This window comes from Nocardia violaceofusca NBRC 14427, from assembly GCF_963869435.1.
GTDB lineage: Bacteria > Actinomycetota > Actinomycetes > Mycobacteriales > Mycobacteriaceae > Nocardia > Nocardia aobensis.
The window spans coordinates 161,149-178,321 of the sequence record NZ_CAWMPM010000005.1 but is presented as its reverse complement, the minus strand read 5'-3'; the positions used below and the strand labels follow the sequence as shown (position 1 = coordinate 178,321).

General features: G+C 67.9%; 14 protein-coding genes. 9 read left to right on the top strand and 5 right to left on the bottom strand.

The genetic code is table 11. The features are described from left to right. Positions 1-7: 7 nt before the first annotated feature. Genes AC5592_RS05450 through AC5592_RS05440 form a run of 3 tightly spaced genes read right to left on the bottom strand, consistent with a single transcriptional unit; the run spans position 8 to position 3,886 of the window. On the bottom strand, positions 8-1,894 hold the full coding sequence (locus tag AC5592_RS05450; protein WP_051024082.1) for an ABC transporter ATP-binding protein: 1,887 nt from the start codon (positions 1,892-1,894) through the stop codon (positions 8-10). Beyond that, on the bottom strand, positions 1,891-2,895 hold the full coding sequence (locus AC5592_RS05445) for an ABC transporter permease (RefSeq protein WP_051024094.1): 1,005 nt from the start codon (positions 2,893-2,895) through the stop codon (positions 1,891-1,893). The genes AC5592_RS05450 and AC5592_RS05445 overlap by 4 nt, the downstream gene beginning before the upstream one ends. A 13-nt stretch (positions 2,896-2,908) precedes the next feature. Continuing rightward, positions 2,909-3,886, bottom strand: a complete 978-nt coding sequence (locus tag AC5592_RS05440) for an ABC transporter permease (protein WP_036497008.1) — start codon at positions 3,884-3,886, stop codon at positions 2,909-2,911. Positions 3,887-4,058: 172 nt separating this feature from the next. Here AC5592_RS05440 and AC5592_RS05435 point away from each other — a divergent pair, with 172 nt between their 5' ends. Next, entirely contained in the window at positions 4,059-4,862 is an 804-nt protein-coding gene (locus tag AC5592_RS05435) for a Cof-type HAD-IIB family hydrolase (protein ID WP_086007165.1), read from the top strand. Positions 4,863-4,990: 128 nt separating this feature from the next. On the opposite strand, the gene AC5592_RS05430 is transcribed toward AC5592_RS05435, so the two are convergent. Next, positions 4,991-7,219, bottom strand: a complete 2,229-nt coding sequence (locus AC5592_RS05430) for an N-acetylmuramoyl-L-alanine amidase (protein WP_063063604.1) — start codon at positions 7,217-7,219, stop codon at positions 4,991-4,993. A 309-nt stretch (positions 7,220-7,528) separates the two neighbouring features. Between AC5592_RS05430 and AC5592_RS05425 the strand changes: the two genes are divergently transcribed. Continuing rightward, the gene (locus AC5592_RS05425; RefSeq protein WP_063063603.1) at positions 7,529-9,073 is read left to right on the top strand and encodes a SpoIID/LytB domain-containing protein; all 1,545 of its coding nucleotides are present in this window, start codon (positions 7,529-7,531) and stop codon (positions 9,071-9,073) included. 94 nt (positions 9,074-9,167) lie between these two features. On the opposite strand, the gene AC5592_RS05420 is transcribed toward AC5592_RS05425, so the two are convergent. Further along, positions 9,168-9,668 carry a MarR family winged helix-turn-helix transcriptional regulator gene (locus AC5592_RS05420; RefSeq protein ID WP_063063602.1) on the bottom strand — a complete coding sequence of 167 codons (501 nt, stop codon included), beginning with the start codon at positions 9,666-9,668 and terminating at the stop codon, positions 9,168-9,170. Positions 9,669-9,776: 108 nt separating this feature from the next. Here AC5592_RS05420 and AC5592_RS05415 point away from each other — a divergent pair, with 108 nt between their 5' ends. The 7 genes from AC5592_RS05415 to AC5592_RS05385 all read left to right on the top strand — a co-directional run bounded on the left by AC5592_RS05415 (position 9,777) and on the right by AC5592_RS05385 (position 17,169). After that, positions 9,777-10,748 (top strand): EamA family transporter, encoded by a 972-nt coding sequence (locus AC5592_RS05415; RefSeq protein WP_051024085.1) that lies wholly within the window; start codon positions 9,777-9,779, stop codon positions 10,746-10,748. Positions 10,749-10,754: 6 nt separating this feature from the next. After that, positions 10,755-11,390 (top strand): NAD(P)-dependent oxidoreductase, encoded by a 636-nt coding sequence (locus AC5592_RS05410; RefSeq protein ID WP_063063601.1) that lies wholly within the window; start codon positions 10,755-10,757, stop codon positions 11,388-11,390. A gap of 177 nt (positions 11,391-11,567) precedes the next feature. Further along, complete coding sequence (locus AC5592_RS05405; protein ID WP_051024086.1) at positions 11,568-12,170, top strand: hypothetical protein; 603 nt, start codon at positions 11,568-11,570, stop codon at positions 12,168-12,170. Positions 12,171-12,428: 258 nt separating this feature from the next. After that, entirely contained in the window at positions 12,429-13,631 is a 1,203-nt protein-coding gene (glf, locus tag AC5592_RS05400; RefSeq protein WP_036497012.1) for a UDP-galactopyranose mutase, read from the top strand. Between the two features lie 37 nt (positions 13,632-13,668). Then, entirely contained in the window at positions 13,669-15,624 is a 1,956-nt protein-coding gene (locus AC5592_RS05395; protein WP_036497013.1) for a glycosyltransferase, read from the top strand. A 62-nt stretch (positions 15,625-15,686) separates the two neighbouring features. Beyond that, the gene (locus AC5592_RS05390) at positions 15,687-16,220 is read left to right on the top strand and encodes a phosphatase PAP2 family protein (protein WP_036497096.1); all 534 of its coding nucleotides are present in this window, start codon (positions 15,687-15,689) and stop codon (positions 16,218-16,220) included. A gap of 1 nt (position 16,221) precedes the next feature. Beyond that, on the top strand, positions 16,222-17,169 hold the full coding sequence (locus AC5592_RS05385) for a decaprenyl-phosphate phosphoribosyltransferase (protein ID WP_036497014.1): 948 nt from the start codon (positions 16,222-16,224) through the stop codon (positions 17,167-17,169). Positions 17,170-17,173: the final 4 nt, after the last annotated feature.

The following is a 17,173-nucleotide window of genomic DNA, read 5'->3' as shown; positions in this document are numbered from 1 at the left end:
CGAACTCCTAGCGTGCGACGACCGGAAGGGGCACCGCGTCGATCAGCGCGCGGGTGTACTCGTGCTGCGGCGCCGCGAAAATTTGCTCGGCCGGCCCGGATTCGACGATCTTGCCGCGATACATGACCGCGATATCGTGCGCGAGATTGCGGACCACCGAAAGGTCGTGGGAGACGAACAGATACGACAGTCCGCGTTCGGCCTGCAGATCCCGCAGGAGGTTCAGCACCCCGGCCTGAATGGATACGTCGAGCGAGGACACCGGCTCGTCGAGCACCAGCATGTCCGGATCCAGCGCCATCGCGCGCGCGATATTGATGCGCTGCTTCTGTCCACCGGAGAAATCGGCCGGATAGCGATCGGCGTGTTCGGCGCGCAGTCCGACCTGCTTCAGCAATTCCGGTACCCGCTTGCGGATTTCGTCGCGGGACCGGCCGTCGACCCGCAACGGTTCGGCCAGGGCGTCGAAAATCGGCAGGCGCGGATCCAGCGAGGAGGACGGATCCTGGAAGACGATCTGCAATCTGCGGCGGATATCGCGTTTGCGCTGCTTGCTCAGCGTCGCGACGTCCTCGCCGAAGACCTCGATCGTGCCCGCCTCGGGTTGGGCGAGGTCCATGATCTGGCTCAGCGTCGTCGATTTCCCGGATCCGGATTCGCCGACGAGTGCGAGCGTGCGTCCCTTGCGTACCGCGAAGTCGATGCCGTCGACCGCGCGCACCTCACCGGTGCGGCGTTTGAAGACGACACCGGAGGTGACCGGAAAGGTTTTGGTCAGACCCGAAACCCGCAGCACCACATCCGAATCGGCGGTTTCCGCCGCGGCCACGCTGTCGGTGTCGCGGCGGTAGGCGGCGAACAGTTCCGCGGTCCCCACTTCGGCGGTGCGGATGCAGGCGGCCCGGTGCGCGGGCGCGGTATCCCGCAGCGGCGGCTCCGCGGCCAGGCAGTCGTCGATGGAGACCGGGCAGCGCGGCGCGAAGGGACAGCCCGGCGGCAGGGCGTGCATGGGCGGGGGAGCGCCGACGATCGGGATGAGCGGCGCGCGGGCCGGACCGTCCATCCGCGGGATGGAACCGAGCAGGCCGACGGTGTAGGGCATCCGCGGTGAGTTGAACAGCTCTACGGCCGGGGCGTTCTCGACGATCCGACCGGCGTACATCACGGCCACGCGGTCGGCCAGGGTGGCCGCGATCCCCATGTCGTGGGTGATCATGATGACTCCGGCGCCGGTGATGTCGCGGGCCTTGCGCAGCAGGTCGAGGATCTGTGCCTGCACCGTCACATCCAAGGCGGTGGTCGGCTCGTCGCAGATGATCAATTCCGGATCGTTGGCGATCGCCATCGCGATCACCACGCGCTGGCGCATACCGCCGGAGAATTCGTGCGGAAAAGCCTTGGCGCGCACCGCAGGTTCGGGGATGCCGACCAGGTCGAGCAGTTCCACCGCCCGGTCCGCGGCCTGCGATTTGCTCATCTTCTTGTGGGCGACCAGCGCTTCGGCGATCTGATCGCCGACCCGGTAGACCGGGGTGAGCGCCGAGAGCGGATCCTGGAAGACCATGCTGACCCGAGTCCCCCGCAGCGCCGAGAGCTGTCTGTCGCCCATGCCGAGCAATTCCCTGCCGCGCAGGCGAATCGAGCCGCGGATGCGGGCCTGATCGGGCAGCAACCCCATCACGGCCAGCGAGGACACCGATTTACCGGAACCCGACTCGCCGACGATGGCCAGCACCTCACCGTCGGCGACGGTGTAGTTCACGCCGCGCACGGCGTCGATGCGGCCCTCCTCGCCGGGGAAGGACACATGCAGGTCCGAGACCTCCAGCAGGGGTGCGGTCGTAGCGCGGCGCGAGTCCGCGCGGTCGGCGGATTCGGTGGTGCGATCGGTCATGCCGCTTCAATCCTCTTGTCCGACTGCTCATCCGGACCGGCGCCGGAGGTCCGCGCCGACTTTCCGCGCAGCGCCTTGTCCCGCTTACCGGCCTTGCGGCCCGCCCGCGCCCCCTTGGAACTCGGGTCGAAGGCGTCGCGAAGGCCGTCGCCGACGAGGTTGGCGCACAGCACGATCGCGATCAGGAAACCACCCGGGAACAGGAACAACCACGGGAAGGTCAGCGCCGATTTGGTGCCGAAGGCGATCAGCGAGCCCAGTGACACGTCCGGCGGCTGCACGCCGAATCCGAGGAAGCTCAAACCGGTTTCGGACATGATCGCCGCGCCGACCGCGAGGGTGGTATCGATGATCAGGATCGACGCGATATTCGGCACGATGTGAGTGACGATCACCGAACGCGTCGACGCGCCCATGTACCGTGCCGCGCGGACGAATTCGCGTTCCCGCAGGCTCATCGTCAATCCGCGCACGATCCGGGCACTGATCATCCAGCTGAATCCGGCCAGCAGCACGATCAGCAGCAGAATCGAACTGCTGCCCTTGGTGCGCGGCGCGAAGATCGCGATGATGATGAAACTGGGCACCACCAGCAGCAGATCGACCAGCCACATGATCGCCCGGTCGGTCCACCCACCGAGCAGACCGGCGATCGACCCCGCGGTGACCGCGATCAGTGAGGTCAGCACCGCCACGCAGATGCCGATGATCAGCGATTTCTGCAAACCGTGCAGGGTCTGGGCCAGCATGTCCTGGCCGATCTCGTTGGTGCCGAACAGATGCTGCGGCGAGGGCGGTTGCAGCAGTGCGTACGGGTCGCGCTGCTGATAGTCATAGGACAGGAACGGCGGAATCGCGAAGGCGCCGATCAGCATGATGATCAGCACGGTCGCGCCGACGATGGCGGGTTTGTTGCGCAGGAACCTGCGCCACACCAGCTTTCGGCGACCGGCGGCAGCGGGTTCCGGCGCGCCCTGCGCGATGATCTCGGTTTCGGTCACTGTCTCGCCCCGATCATCCGACCCGCACTCGCGGATCCAGAATCGCATACACGATGTCGGACAGCAGGCCCGAAACCAGCACCACGAATCCCGCGAACACCGTGACGGTCACCACGATGTAGATGTCCTGCGCATTGATCGCATCGACCAGCCATTCACCGACGCCGTGCCATCCGAAGATCTTCTCGGTGAAGGTGGCGCCGGTGATCAGCGCGCCGAGACTGTAGGCGAACAGCGTCGCCATCGGAATCAGCGCGGTACGCAGACCGTGTTTGTAGAGTGCGCGGCGGCGGGTGAGCCCCTTCGCCCGCGCGGTACGGATGAAATCGCTCTGCAGCACATCCAGCATGGCGTTGCGCTGATAGCGGCTGTAACCGGCCATCGCGCCCAGGGCGAGGCCGAGGGTCGGGACGATCATGTGTTGTAACCGGTCGACGAACTGATTCCACACCCCGTGTACGGCATTGGCCGACGTTTCCCCGGTGTACAGGAATATCTGCTGACCGGTGGCCGAATTGATTTCCAGTGCACCGTATTTCAGTAGCGTCGCCAAGAGGAATACGGGCGTGCTGAGCACCAGCAGGGAAATAATCGTCGTGAAGTAATCGGTGAAGCGATATTGCCGGATCGCACCGGCCGCGCCGATCAGCACACCGAGGACGGTTCCGACCACCGAGCCCACGATCAGCAACCGCAGGCTGACCCCGATCCGGCGCGGCAGTTCCTGACTGACCGGCTGCCCCGTCAGCGTGGTGCCGAAGTCGCCGTGCACCACGCCGCCGACCCAGGTGAGGTAGCGCTGCGGGATGGGCTGGTCGAGATGCAGTTCGTGGGCCTTGGCGTCGATCACCGACTGCGGCGGTCGCGGATTGCGCTGTTCGAGGCTGTCCAGCGGGCGAAATGTCAGCGACGCCAGACTGAAGGCCAGGAACGACGCCAGCGCCAGCAGCACGACATAGTTGAGCGCACGTCGTAGCAGAAAGCCGGTCATCGGTCCCCTCGGGTCGGTTACTAGCCCCTGATCATAGGGAATGGTCTCGAGTCCACCGGTGACATCGTGCACCACTTCCGGCCCGCTCGCAGGCGGGGCGCGGGCAAACGATTACAGCCGCGCCGCGATTTCGGGCAGGATGGAATAGGTGACGCGTCTGCCGAAGCCGAAGATGGTGGCCACCGATGTCGATGGCACGCTGCTCGACGAATGGGAACGGGTGACGCCGCGCACCCGTACCGCGGTGGCCGCGCTGATCGCCGACGGTGTGCCGTTCGTGCTGGCCACGGGCCGTCCGCCGCGCTGGATCGATCCGGTGATCGAGGGGCTGGGCTTTCCTCCGCTGTGCGTCTGCGGCAACGGCGCGGTGATCTACGACAGTGCCGCCGACCGCATCCTGCACACCAGCACGCTGGATGTGGAGAGTCTGGCGTGGATCGCCGACCTCGCCGAGCGCGTTCTGCCGGGCTGTGGGCTGGCCGCCGAGCGCGTCGGCCGCAGCGCGCACGATGCGGCGACGCCGCAATTCGTCAGCTCGCCCGAGTACGAGCACGCCTGGCTGAATCCGGACGACACGCAGGTCTCACGGCAGGAGGTCATCTCGGCCTCGGCGATCAAGATGCTGATCCGGCTGCGCGGAACGCCGAGCGCCCAGATGCAGTCGGCCCTGGAACCGCACCTGGCCGGGCGCGCCGACATCACCTACTCCACCAACAACGGACTCATCGAACTGTCCGCGCCGGGTATCACCAAGGCCGCCGGCCTGAGTGTGGTCGCCGAGCGGCTCGGGGTGGACGCGGCGGCGATCCTGGCCTTCGGCGATATGCCCAACGATGTGCCGATGCTCCGCATGGCCGGCCACGGCGTCGCGATGGGCAACGCCCACCCCGAAGCCCTTGCGGCCGCCGACGAGATCACCGCCTCCAATTCGGAGGACGGCGTGGCGCGGGTGCTCGAGCGCTGGTGGGAGAGTTAGGGCCGTCCGCCAGGGTGGCTTTGCCCTGAACTGATCGTGCAAACCTCGCCGCTTCGAGCGGGTTTCGCGCATTCGGGTGGAGGTTTGCACGAAAAATTCAGGGTGACGCGAACTCTCGGCCCCAGCCCTCAGCCCGCGGGGGCGGGAGGAATGGGCTGGGACGGCGCCGCCACAGCGGACTCGGGTGCGGGCGGTGCTTCTCGCACCGCCCCCTCTGGTGGGGGAGCGGCCGGGTTCGGTGCTTCGGGAGCGGGCGCGGGCGGCGCCTCCGGTGCTGCTTGCGCATCGGGTGCCGCCGGGGGCGCTTGCGGATCGGAAGACCCCGCGTCCGGAGCCGCCTGCGGGGCCGGCGCGTCCGCGGGCAAGGCCTGCGGAATCGGCTCCCCCGCCGGGTCCGGTTGTGCGCCACCGTGTTTCAGCAGGGTGGTGACCACACCGGTGGCGGTGTTCAGGATCAACGAGCCGAGGCGGAAATCGGCACGCCGGCCGCCGGGAACCGGGTATGGATTGCGCAGCGGCGTTCCGAGCAGTCCGGATTCGGCGCCGAGCTGAACGAAGCGGTCGAGAATCTGGCCGGCCAGTTCGACGATCGAACCGTCGGGCGCCGCATAGACGTATCCGTTGACGAACTTGGCGTACTGGCCGCCGTCCCCGGTCGGGGTCGGTTCGGAGGAGGCGGCACCGAGACGTCCGTCCGGGCCGCCCTGTCCCGCCCAGTAGGTGGCGATGGCGTTCTTGTCGACCATGCTCAGCAGCCGCGTGGTCAGATTCGCCAGCGCTGCCAGATCCGCGTGCGCTCGTTGGTCTTTCGGAGCCGCGGGCGCGTTGCCGGCGGCAACCCCCGCGGCGATCTCGCGGATCCGGTCCATGCGCGCATAGGCGGCATCGCCGGGGCAGGTGGTGTTGCCGACGTCGCGATGTGCGAACACGATCGGCAGGTCCACCGCCTCACCCTCGGCGTACGGGGTGTAGTCGGTGCCCTCGGAATACATGGTGGTATGGCCCTCGGGATCCAGTCCCGCGATCTTGGCCCGCCACCCGACGAACTGCCCGGTGGCCTGGAGCTGGGCGTCGCTGGGTGCGGCGGTCTCGAAATCGCCCATCATCGCCACGCCCGCGGTGTTCTCGTTGAAACCACCGGCGTGCGCGCCCTCGACCGGGCGGTCCAGGCCGCCGTAGCGGCCCTCGAAGATCTGGCCGTACTTGTCGACCAGCGCGTTGTAGCCGATATCGCACCAGCCCAGAGTTTTGGCGTGGTACGCGTAGATCGCGCGCACGATGCCGGCGGATTCGGCCTTGCTGTAGTCGTTGCGACCGGCGGTGTGGTGGACGGTGATTCCACCCAGCCCGTCGTCGTAGGTGGGCTCCTCGCAGCGCAGCGATTCGTCGGCGCCCCACTGCGCGCGATTGATCACCTTCGGCCCGCCGCCCGGCAGCGGCGCGGCGACCGAAGTCAGGTCGTCGTCGATCGCGCCGCGCCCGGGATCGATCAGCACCGCCGACAGTTGCGACGCGGCCTGCTGCGCCGGATCGTCGGAGCGGCCGGCGGCCGGAGCGATCGCCTTGTGGGTGGTGAGTATCTGAACAGCCTTGGTCTCGCCGACGTAGATCGGTTCGGTACCGGTCCGGGCCGGGACGCTCGCGTGATCGCTGCGACCGGTGTCGACCCGGTCGGCCGGGAACCACGGCCCCCAGCTGCCGTCGGCCTGCTGGGCGCGAATCAGGGCGGTGGTGTCCGCCAGTTCCTTCGCGGTCAGCGCGACCATGCTGAAGGGCGTATCCCGGGTCAGTTCCTTGACTTCCGCGCCGACCTGATCGGCCATATCCGGTGGTACGGCACCGGGGGACAGGGCGGGGGCGGCCGGGTCGATGCCCGGAACCTGTGCGGGGTCGAGCGGGGCGGCGATGAAGCCGGGGCCGGCGTGCGCGGGGGACGCGGCGGGGGCGGGAGCCTGCGGGGTGACCGGTCCGGCGTACGGCGCCGGGGTCGGTGTGGTGGTCGTTCGATCACCGAACTGGGGTAGTGGAATCTCGCTGGGTAGTCGCACGCCCGGCGGGGCGGGTAGGCCGGGCGGGACGGGAATCGACTTCGGCAGCGGGAGCTTCCGCAGGTCGGACAGCCGCAGATCCGGCAGGTTCAATCCGGTGAGTTCGCGCAGCGGCAACACGATGTCGGGGGCGGACGCCAAGGCCACCTCGGCGAGTTGCGCGGGTATCGCGGCGAGGTCGCTGTCACCCGCTGGGCGATAGCCGGGAGCATCGCGCAGTGTCAGCGTCGCGAGTGGGGCGGCAACCGCGAGAGTCGCGACCACGGGCAGGACGACGGAACGTTTCGGGCGGCGGTACGGCACGAGCATCTCCCATTCAGGTAGAACCGGTGACCGTCAGCGGGGAACAGGGGTGGCGCGCGGGGTTGATTCCTGACGGATCGATGGTCACACTAGTCCCAAATGCCGCAGATCTAAACCTTTGGTTGAGGATTAGAGCTAGGATAGCTCGAATGTAACTTTCCAGTAGCCACGCAAGGTCAGGACATGCCGAGCGAGCGGTGCGTTCGATCAACCACCCGGCTCGCCGAACCCGTTGGGAGGCACGATGGCTCACCCCCGCCCGAGTGCGCGCCGGGACGGCCGATCGGCGCTGTCCGCACACCACAGGAGGGTTCGATGACCCGGACCGAAGCCGCTCGGACCGGCGCCGCGCCGCCGGATCGCCCGAACGCCACACCCGCGGACGGGGTGGCGGGCGGATTCACGAGCCGACTCCGGCGCCGGCACGGTGGACTGCTGCGTCGGCGGCGAATGCGGCGCGGTGCGCTGATCGGCTTGGTCGTGGTGCCGGTGACCGGCGGAATCGTCGTCGCCTTCGCGGTGCCGATATTCGGTTCCGGTACTCGCAACGCCGCCTATCAGGCGGCCGCGGGCCCCGGGCACGGGCGCGGGATGAGCCAGGTCGGCGCGTTCGACCAGGCCACCGCGGGCGCGACGGCCGACGGCATCCTGGCGCACTACTACCCGGGCGCCCAGCTCGCGACGATCGGGCCTACCACGGTGCGGGTGCGGCTCACGGTCTACGACAACGAAACCCTGGACGTGTACTCCGATTCCGGGCTGACCGTCGCCGGCCGTCGGGTGGTGGCGGGACAGGCCGCGCACCTGACTCCGACGCCCGACGGCGGCGCGAACGTCGTGGTGACCATCGGTTGTGACGGTGATGTGCTGTGGCAGGGTTCCACCGACGACCCCTGGGCCTACCCCGCCGACCCGGGTCCCGACCGGCCCGAGGCCGAACATCTGAAGGTGTGCGACGGCTCGAGTTTCCGTGGGGCACTGGGCGTTACGCAGGACAACGGGCAGCCCGCGACGGTGAACCAGCTCGACGTCGAGGACTATCTGCTCGGTGTGGTCCCGGCCGAGATGGAGGCCGAATGGGCCGACAAGGGTGGTGCGGAAGCGCTGCGGGCGCAGGCGATCGCGGCCCGCTCGTACGCCCTGGCCGAACACCGCTACCCGTATGCCCAGACCTGCGACACCACCGACTGTCAGATGTATCCCGGCACCGACAAGGAGGATCCGCGCGCGGCCGACGCGGTCCACGCCACCGCGGGCCAGGTCCTCATGCGCGACGGCCATATCCTGCGCACGGAGTATTCGGCGGCGCCGGGCGGCGGGCAGCCGATCGACATCACCACCCTCGAGGTCGGGCCGACGCCCGCCGAGCTGGAAGCCGCGCCGGCCGTGCCCGAAGCTCCGGCCGCACCCGCGCCGGCGGTCCCCGAGCAAGCGGTCCGCGGCAATTCCACCATCGATGTGAAGTACGCCGAAAGCGGCGGCGCGGCAGGGCCTTTGGGCGATCCGATGGGGCCGGAGTCGTTGCTGCCCGGCAAGGTCGGAACCTTCCGCCTGTACCAGGGCGGTGTCATCATCGCCACCCCGACCCTCGGCGCCCAGATCGTCGATTACGCGCGTCTGCTGCAGATCGCGCCGCAGGTGAGCCAGAGCGCGGGGGAGGACGCCGGAGCGCAGGCCGCGGCTCCCACCCCGCCACCGGCTCCTAGCGGGGAGGATGCGCAGACCCACCCCGACCCGGCGGACGCGGCCGGTACTCCGGCCTCCGCGACCGGATCACCCGTCGGCCCGCCCGCCGCGGGGATCGCGCCGCCGGACCACACCGCGAGCGCCCCGGCCGCAGCGGCTTCCCGACCCGAATAAGGGGCGGACCGCTGGCGCGTCGCTCGCCGGATGTGACACGGCCGGGTATGCCGTCGCCCCGGCCGCAGCGGGGCACAACGTGTGCCCACCTCGCTCAACCCAGCGAGGTGTCGTCCAGTGATTCGGAGAGCCGGCGGAGCAGGTCGGCGAGTTGGTCCAGTTCGGTTCGGCTCATCCCGGACAGCAGGCGGATCTCGTTGTCGACGTGCAGCGGCATGACCTCGTCGATCACGTCGAGGCCGTGGTCGGTCAGCTGGACGCGAATGGTTCGCCGGTCTCTCGCATCGGGAACCCGGCGGACCAGATCCTTGGCGGCCATGCGGTCGATGCGATTGGTGATCGCACCCGAGGTCACCATGGTGGCTTTGATCAAGTCACCGGCCGTGAGGCCGTCGGACCCACCGGAGCGGCGCAGCGTGGACAGCACGTCGAACTCCCAGTATTCGAGTCCGTAGCGGGCGAAGAACTCCTTCATCTCACGCTCGAGCCGGCGGCCCATGCGCTTCAACCGGCCGATGACGTGGGTCGGCCAGACATCGAGGTCGGGGCGGGCGCGACCCCAGTCCGCGACGATCCGGTCCACGGCGTCGCTCACAGCGCTCTCCTCCCGGGCGAATATCTCAACGTTCAGATACTTGACATCAAGACACTCTCTGGTGTCCGATTATCTCAACGTTGAGATTATCAATGAGGAGATACCGTCATGACAGGTACCGTCGCCGCCCGCGGCTCGACTGCCGCGATCCTCGCGATCACCGGTCTGGCGCCGCTGGTGTGGGGGACGACGTACGCCGTCACCACCGAATTCCTGCCGCCGGAGCGGCCGATGTTCACCGCGCTGATGCGAGCCCTCCCGGCCGGATTGGTGCTGCTGGGCGCGACTCGGGTGCTGCCGCGCGGCCGCTGGATCGGCCGTGCCGCCCTGCTCGGCGTGCTCAACATCGGCGCCTTCTTCCCGCTGCTGTTCCTCGCCGCGTACCGGCTGCCCGGCGGCGTGGCGGCCGTATTGGGTTCGGCCGCACCGCTGTTCGCGCTCGGCTTCGCGGCGGTGCTGTTGCGGGTGCGGCCGAGCGGTCGCAAGCTGCTGGCCGGAGCGATCGGCATGCTCGGGGTGGCGCTGGTGGTGCTGCGGGCGAATGCCGCCCTGGACACGATCGGCGTGCTGGCCGGGCTGGCGGGTGCGGCATCGATGGCCGCGGGAACCGTGCTGACCGGGCATTGGGGACGGCCCGAAGGTGTCGGCCCGCTGGCGTTCACGAGCTGGCAACTGACCGCGGGCGGGGTGGTACTGCTGCCGTTGGCGCTGATCACCGAGGGGGCGCCGCCCGTGCTGGACGCCCCGGCGATCGGCGGATACCTCTATCTCGGCGTACTCGGTACCGCGGCCGCCTATGCCCTCTGGTTCCGCGGTCTGGCTCGGGTACCGGCCACATCGGTCGCCTTCCTGGGCCTGTTGAGTCCGCTGTCGGCGGCGGTGATCGGCTGGCTCGCGCTCGGGCAGTCGCTGACTCCGCTGCAGGTGCTGGGCATGGTGATCGCCTTGGGCGGCACGGTGCTGGGACAGGTGGGCGATCACGCGAAGCCGCCGTCCGAGCACTCGGAGCCGCTCTCGCCGTCGGTCACCGACGCACCCGAACTCGCCGACCCACGGCAACTTTCATCGATCGAGGAGTGAAAAACCATGCGTATCACCGTTTTCGGCGCGGCGGGCATCGCGGGCAGCCGCATCGTGCGCGAGGCGCTGTCGCGCGGCCACGCGGTCACCGCGGTCGGCCGCGGCGAGCGTTCGGACGATCTGCCCGCCGCGGCGAGCTTCCGCACCGCCGACGCCACCGACCCGGCCCAGGTGAAGGATGTCACCGCCGGTAGCGATGTGGTCATCAGCGCGACGCGGCCGCGCCCCGGGCGCGAATACGAATTGGCGGACGTGGCCGCGGCACTGCTGGACGGATTGCGCGGCACCAGAATCCGCCTGCTGGTCGTCGGCGGCGCGGGCGATCTGATCGTGCCCGGCACCGGCACGACCGTCATGCAACGGCCGGATTTCCCGCCGGACTGGCGTCCGATCGCCCTGGCCTGCCACGCGCAACGAGAGGTGTTCCGCAGCGCGACAACCGATGTCGACTGGACCTATCTCAGCCCACCCGCACTGCTCGAGCCCGGCGAACGCCGCGGAACCTACCGGGTCGGCGCCGACGAACTGGTCACCGACAGCACGGGCGCCTCGCACATCTCGATGGAAGACCTCGCCGTCGCCCTCCTCGACGAGGCCGAGGAGCAGCGCCACACCCGGACCCGCTTCACCGTCGCCTACTGAACTACCGCTCCGAACCACGTTCTCGGGCACCGCTTTATCCCGGTCGTAAGGATGGGCCAACCGCTCCGGCGACGATAGATCTCATCCGGTGAGCCGGCTTCCCCGTGATGCGGGTTCACCTCGTACCGACGTCGTCGGCAGGCGGTAGAGTGCCTGCCCGAGAGAAGGGGGAGGCCGATGAGCTATCCGTACGGGCCAGGCTACGGGGGGAACGGTTATCCGCCGGCGGGCTACCCGCCGCCCGGGTATCCGCCCGCGGGATATCCGGCGCCGGGCTATGCGCCCTACGGTTATCAGGAGCCGCGTCCGAGCGGGGGTGCGGCGATCACCGCGGGAGTCTTCGCACTCCTGCTGGCGCTGCTGGCCGCGTTCGGGATCATCGGTCTGCTCAGTGCGGCGAACAGTGTGAGCCACTCCTACGGCTCCTACCGTTCGCACAGCAGCGGTTCGGCCGACATCTTCTACATCATGGCCGCGGTCGACGGCCTGATCGCGCTGCTGTGGGCCGTCGGCGGAATCATGCTGATGAACCACAAGAATGCCGGGCGGGTGATGCTGGTCGTGCTGTCCTCGCTCGGACTGCTCGGCGGTCTCGCGGGAATCGTGATGGCGCTGGCCAACGGCGTGCCCGCGGCATCGATCGGCGGAATCATCGGACTGCTGTTCGCGGTGCTGATGTTGAGCCTGACGCTGTCCGGTTCGGCGAAGCGGTGGTGCGGCGCGGGCATGCCCGCCTATCCGCCCGTGGCCTACTACGGTCAGCCGCCCTACCCGTACTGACAGGGGCGGCGGATATGGCTTTGCGAGCAGCGCGCGCGGCGGGCTTCTCCGTATATACAGCCCGGCTACGCGCCGGCGCGGCCGAAACCGAGCGGTGTCTACGTCAACCCCCGGTGACGCCTCGGTGAACACCTCCCGGCCCCTCGCGGCGATATTCCGCTACCCGTCCCGGTCCGCGCACGGCCGTGACCACCATCCCCGCCGGCGAGACCTACGGCGTGCAGACGTGGTGACCCGCTACGGCTACGCTGGGCTCCCGTGACCGTCGCAGCTCCCTTCGATCTGATCGTCGTCGGCTCCGGATTCTTCGGGCTGACCGTTGCCGAACGCACCGCCAACCTGCTGGGTAAGCGGGTGCTCGTGATCGAGCGCCGCTACCACTTGGGCGGTAATGCGTATTCGGAGGCGGACCCCGAAACCGGAATCGAAATCCACAAGTACGGTGCCCACCTGTTCCACACCTCCAACAAGCGAGTGTGGGATTACGTCAATCAGTTCACCGAGTTCACCGGTTACCAGCATCGGGTCTTCGCGATGCACAAGGGACAGGCCTACCAGTTCCCGATGGGTCTGGGGCTGATCTCGCAGTTCTTCGGACGTTATTTCGGTCCCGAGGAGGCGCGCGCGCTCATCGCGGAGCAGTCCGCCGAGATCGAGACCAAAGATGCCGCGAATCTCGAAGAAAAGGCGATCTCGCTGATCGGCCGCCCGCTCTACGAGGCGTTCGTCCGCGATTACACCGCCAAGCAGTGGCAGACCGACCCCAAGGAACTGCCCGCCGGCAATATCACCCGGCTGCCCGTGCGATACACCTTCGACAATCGCTATTTCAACGACACCTACGAGGGTCTGCCGGCAGGCGGTTACACCGCCTGGCTGGAGAAGATGGCCGAATCGGATCTGATCGAGGTGCGCCTGAATACCGATTGGTTCGAGGTTCGCGACGAAATCCGCGCGCAGAATCCGGACGCGCCCGTCGTCTACACCGGCCCGCTGGACCGTTACTTCGACTACAGCGAGGGCGAACTGGGCTGGCGCACCATCGATTTCGAGACCGAAGTGCTCGAGACCGGCGACTTCCAGGGCACCTCGGTGATGAACTACAACGACGCCGATGTGCCGTTCACCCGCATCATCGAGCCGCGCCATTTCCACCCGGAGCGTGACAGCTATCCGGAGGACAAAACCGTGATCATGCGCGAATTCTCTCGCTTCGCGCAGACCGGCGACGAGCCGTACTACCCGATCAACACCCCGGAGGACCGCGCCAAACTCCTGGCCTACCGCGAGCGGGCGAAGAACGAAACCGCCACGGCCAAGGTGGTCTTCGGCGGCCGTCTGGGCACATACCAGTATCTCGACATGCATATGGCCATCGGCAGCGCGCTGAGCACCTTCGACAACGTGCTGCGCCCGCATCTGGAATCCGGCGCACCGCTCACGGCCGGCGATTCCGAGTAATGTGCCACCGGCCCGTACCGCGGATGCAGGAAGTGAAATGACCGCACAAGTGACCCTCGAGGATATGAGCACCGAGACCCGCGCGAAATCCCTGCTGCAGCGCATCATCCTGCCTCGCCCCGGCGAGCCCCTGGATGTGCGGACGCTGTATCTGGAGGAATCGGCGACGAACGCTCGCCGCGCTCACGCCCCCACGCGCACCTCGCTCTCCATCGGCGCCGAATCCGAAGTGTCGTTCTGCACCTATTTCAATGCGGTGCCGGCCAGTTACTGGCGGCGCTGGACCATTCTGGAATCGGTGGTGCTGCGCCTGGACCTGTCCGGGCACGGCCGGGTGGACGTCTACCGCTCCAAGGCCGACGGGTCCCGAATCCATGTGCGCGGTAACGAATTCGCGACGACCACGGCGGGCCGTGAATCGCTCACCGCACCGGCCGATGTGACCACGGTCGAATTCGAGGTCGAGCTGGCGCCGTTCGAGGACGGCGGCTGGATCTGGTTCGACATCACCACCGACTCCGCGGTCGAATTGCGCAGCGGTGGTTGGTACGCGCCGATCGAGGCGCCCGGTGAGGGCAGCATCGCGGTGGGCATGCCGACCTTCAACCGGCCCACCGACTGTGTGAACACCCTCGCGGCCCTCGGCTCCGATCCGCTGGTGCTGGAGAAGATCACGGCCGTGATCATTCCCGATCAGGGCAATCGCAAGGCCGTCGACGAACCCGGATTCGCCGAGGCGGCCGCGGTTCTCGGCGATCGGCTCGCGATTCACGATCAGCCGAATCTGGGCGGTTCCGGCGGTTACAGCCGCGTCATGTACGAGGCGCTGAAAACCACGGACGCGCAATACATCGTCTACATGGACGACGATATCGAGATCGAGCCGGACTGCATTCTGCGCGCTCTGGCCTTCGCCCGTTTCTCCCGCACCCCCACGCTGGTCGGCGGGCAGATGCTGAATCTGCAGGAGCGCTCGCATCTGCACACCATGGGCGAGGTGGTCGACCGCGGTATCTGGATGTGGACCGCGGCGCCGAATGTCGAATACGACCACGACTTCTCGAAATATCCGCTGCGCGACCGCGACAATTCCAAACTGCTGCACCGGCGCATCGATGTCGATTTCAACGGCTGGTGGACCTGCGTGATTCCGCGCGTGGTGGCCGAGCAGATCGGGCAGCCGCTGCCGCTGTTCCTGAAGTGGGACGACGTGGAATACGGGCTGCGCGCCCGCGCGGCCGGATATCCGACGGTCACGCTGCCGGGTGCGGCGGTCTGGCACATGGCGTGGAGCGACAAGGACGACGCCATCGACTGGCAGGCCTATTTCCACCTGCGCAATCGCCTGGTGGTCGCGGCCCTGCACCTCGGCAACGACGGCCGCCCGATGATCGTGAACACGGTCAAGGCGACGCTGAAACATCTGCTGTGCCTGGAATATTCGACGGTCGCCATTCAGAACCAGGCGATCCGCGATTTCCTCGCCGGGCCGGACAAGCTGTTCGAACTGCTGCCCACCGCCCTGGGGCAGGTCGCCACGATGCGGAAGGAATTCCCCGACGCGGTGATCGTCGGCTCCTCGACAGACCTGCCGCTGCCCAGCGGCGCCGATGTGGGTGCGGTCGGTGAACCGTCGAATCCGCTGGCGAAGGTCGTCCGGCTCGGCAAGGGCGTGGTGCACAACCTGCGCAAGGCCAAGACCGAACATCACGACCGCCCCCAGTTGAACGTCCCGACCCTGGACGCGCGTTGGTTCCTGCTCTCGCAGGTCGACGGGGTTACCGTGACCACAGCCGACGGGCGTGGTGTGGTGTACCGCAAGCGTGATCCGCGTCAGGCCCGGGAGCTGTTCGCCGAGGCGATGCGGTTGCGCCGGGAACTGGCCGCCCGATTCCCGGAGCTGCGGGAGCGGTACCGTGCCGCACACGCCCGCTTGACCAGCACCGCGGCGTGGGAGAACGCGTTCGGAATCAACACTAGTGAGGACAAATGACCGCCCCAGCCTCCTCCGATCCGGCAGGCGCCCCGCATCTGCAGGTGGTGGCGGACCCCGAGGTGTCCAAGCCCGCGGAGGTCAAGATCCTCAACGCGGTGCAGGGCGCCATCGGCACGCCGCCGGTGATCAAGGCCGCGCGCGGGATGTCGCATTTCGGTGAGCATGCGCTCGGCTGGATGGCCATCGGCGCCGCGGGTGCACTGGTCGACAAGTCCCGCCGGCGCCAGTGGGCCGGAGTCGCGGTCGGCGCCTTCGGGGCGCACGCCGCCTCGGTCGTCATCAAGCGCATCGTCCGGCGCCCGCGCCCGCACGACCCATCGGTCCAGGTCAACGTATCGACGCCGAGCAAACTTAGCTTCCCGTCCTCGCACGCCACCTCCACGACGGCGGCGGCCGTGTTGCTCGGGAAGTTGACCGGGCTACCCTTGCCTGCGGTGCTCGTGCCGCCGATGCTGCTCTCCCGGGTCGTTCTGGGAGTGCACTATCCCTCCGACGTGCTCGCCGGATCCGCTCTGGGTGCGGCATCCGCCGCAGCCGTGCTAGCCGCCGAAAAGAGATTCGCCAGTGACCGCACAGGAAAGAACCCTCGCTGATATGAGTGAAGAGCCGACCGGCACCGACCTCGACGAAGCCGTCCTGAAGGGTCCGCCGAAGACGCTGGCCGGCGGAATCGTCAAGGCCGTGCGGCCACGGCAGTGGGTGAAGAACGTCCTCGTGCTGGCGGCGCCGCTGGCCGCCGGTAAGGACGCGGCCTCCGGCGCGTACGTGCTGGCGGATGCGACCGTGGTCGCCCATATCGCGATCGCGTTCATCGTGTTCTGCATGGCGGCCTCGGGTATCTACCTGGTCAACGACGCGCTCGACGTCGAGGCCGACCGCGCCCACCCCACCAAGCGGTTCCGGCCCATCGCGGCCGGCATCGTGCCGGTGAACCTGGCGTACTCGCTCTCGGCGGTGCTGCTGGTCGGCTCGATCGCGGGCTCGTTCCTGGCGTCCTGGCATCTGGCCGTCGTGATGGCGGTCTACATCGGCATTCAGCTGGCGTACTGCTTCGGCCTGAAACATCAAGCGGTGCTCGACATCTGCATCGTGTCCTCGGGCTTCCTGCTGCGCGCGGTCGCCGGTGGCGCGGCCGCCGACATCCGGCTCTCGCAGTGGTTCCTGCTGATCATGGCCTTCGGCTCGCTGTTCATGGCGGCGGGTAAGCGCTACGCGGAGTTGAAGATCGCGCTCGACACCGGCGCCAAGATCCGCAAGTCGCTGCAGTACTACACACCCACCTACCTGCGCTTCATCTGGACCCTGTCGGCCACCGCGGTGGTGGTCTTCTACGGGCTGTGGGCCTTCGAAACCGATCACAAGCACACCCAGTGGTTCGCGATCTCGATGATTCCGTTTACCATCGCAGTCCTGCGCTACGCGGTCGACGTCGATGGCGGCGAGGCCGGGGAACCCGAAGAGATCGCGCTGGGGGATCGCATATTGCAGCTCCTGGCCATCGCCTGGATCGGAGCGGTAGGTGTCGCTGTCTATCTCACCTGACGAG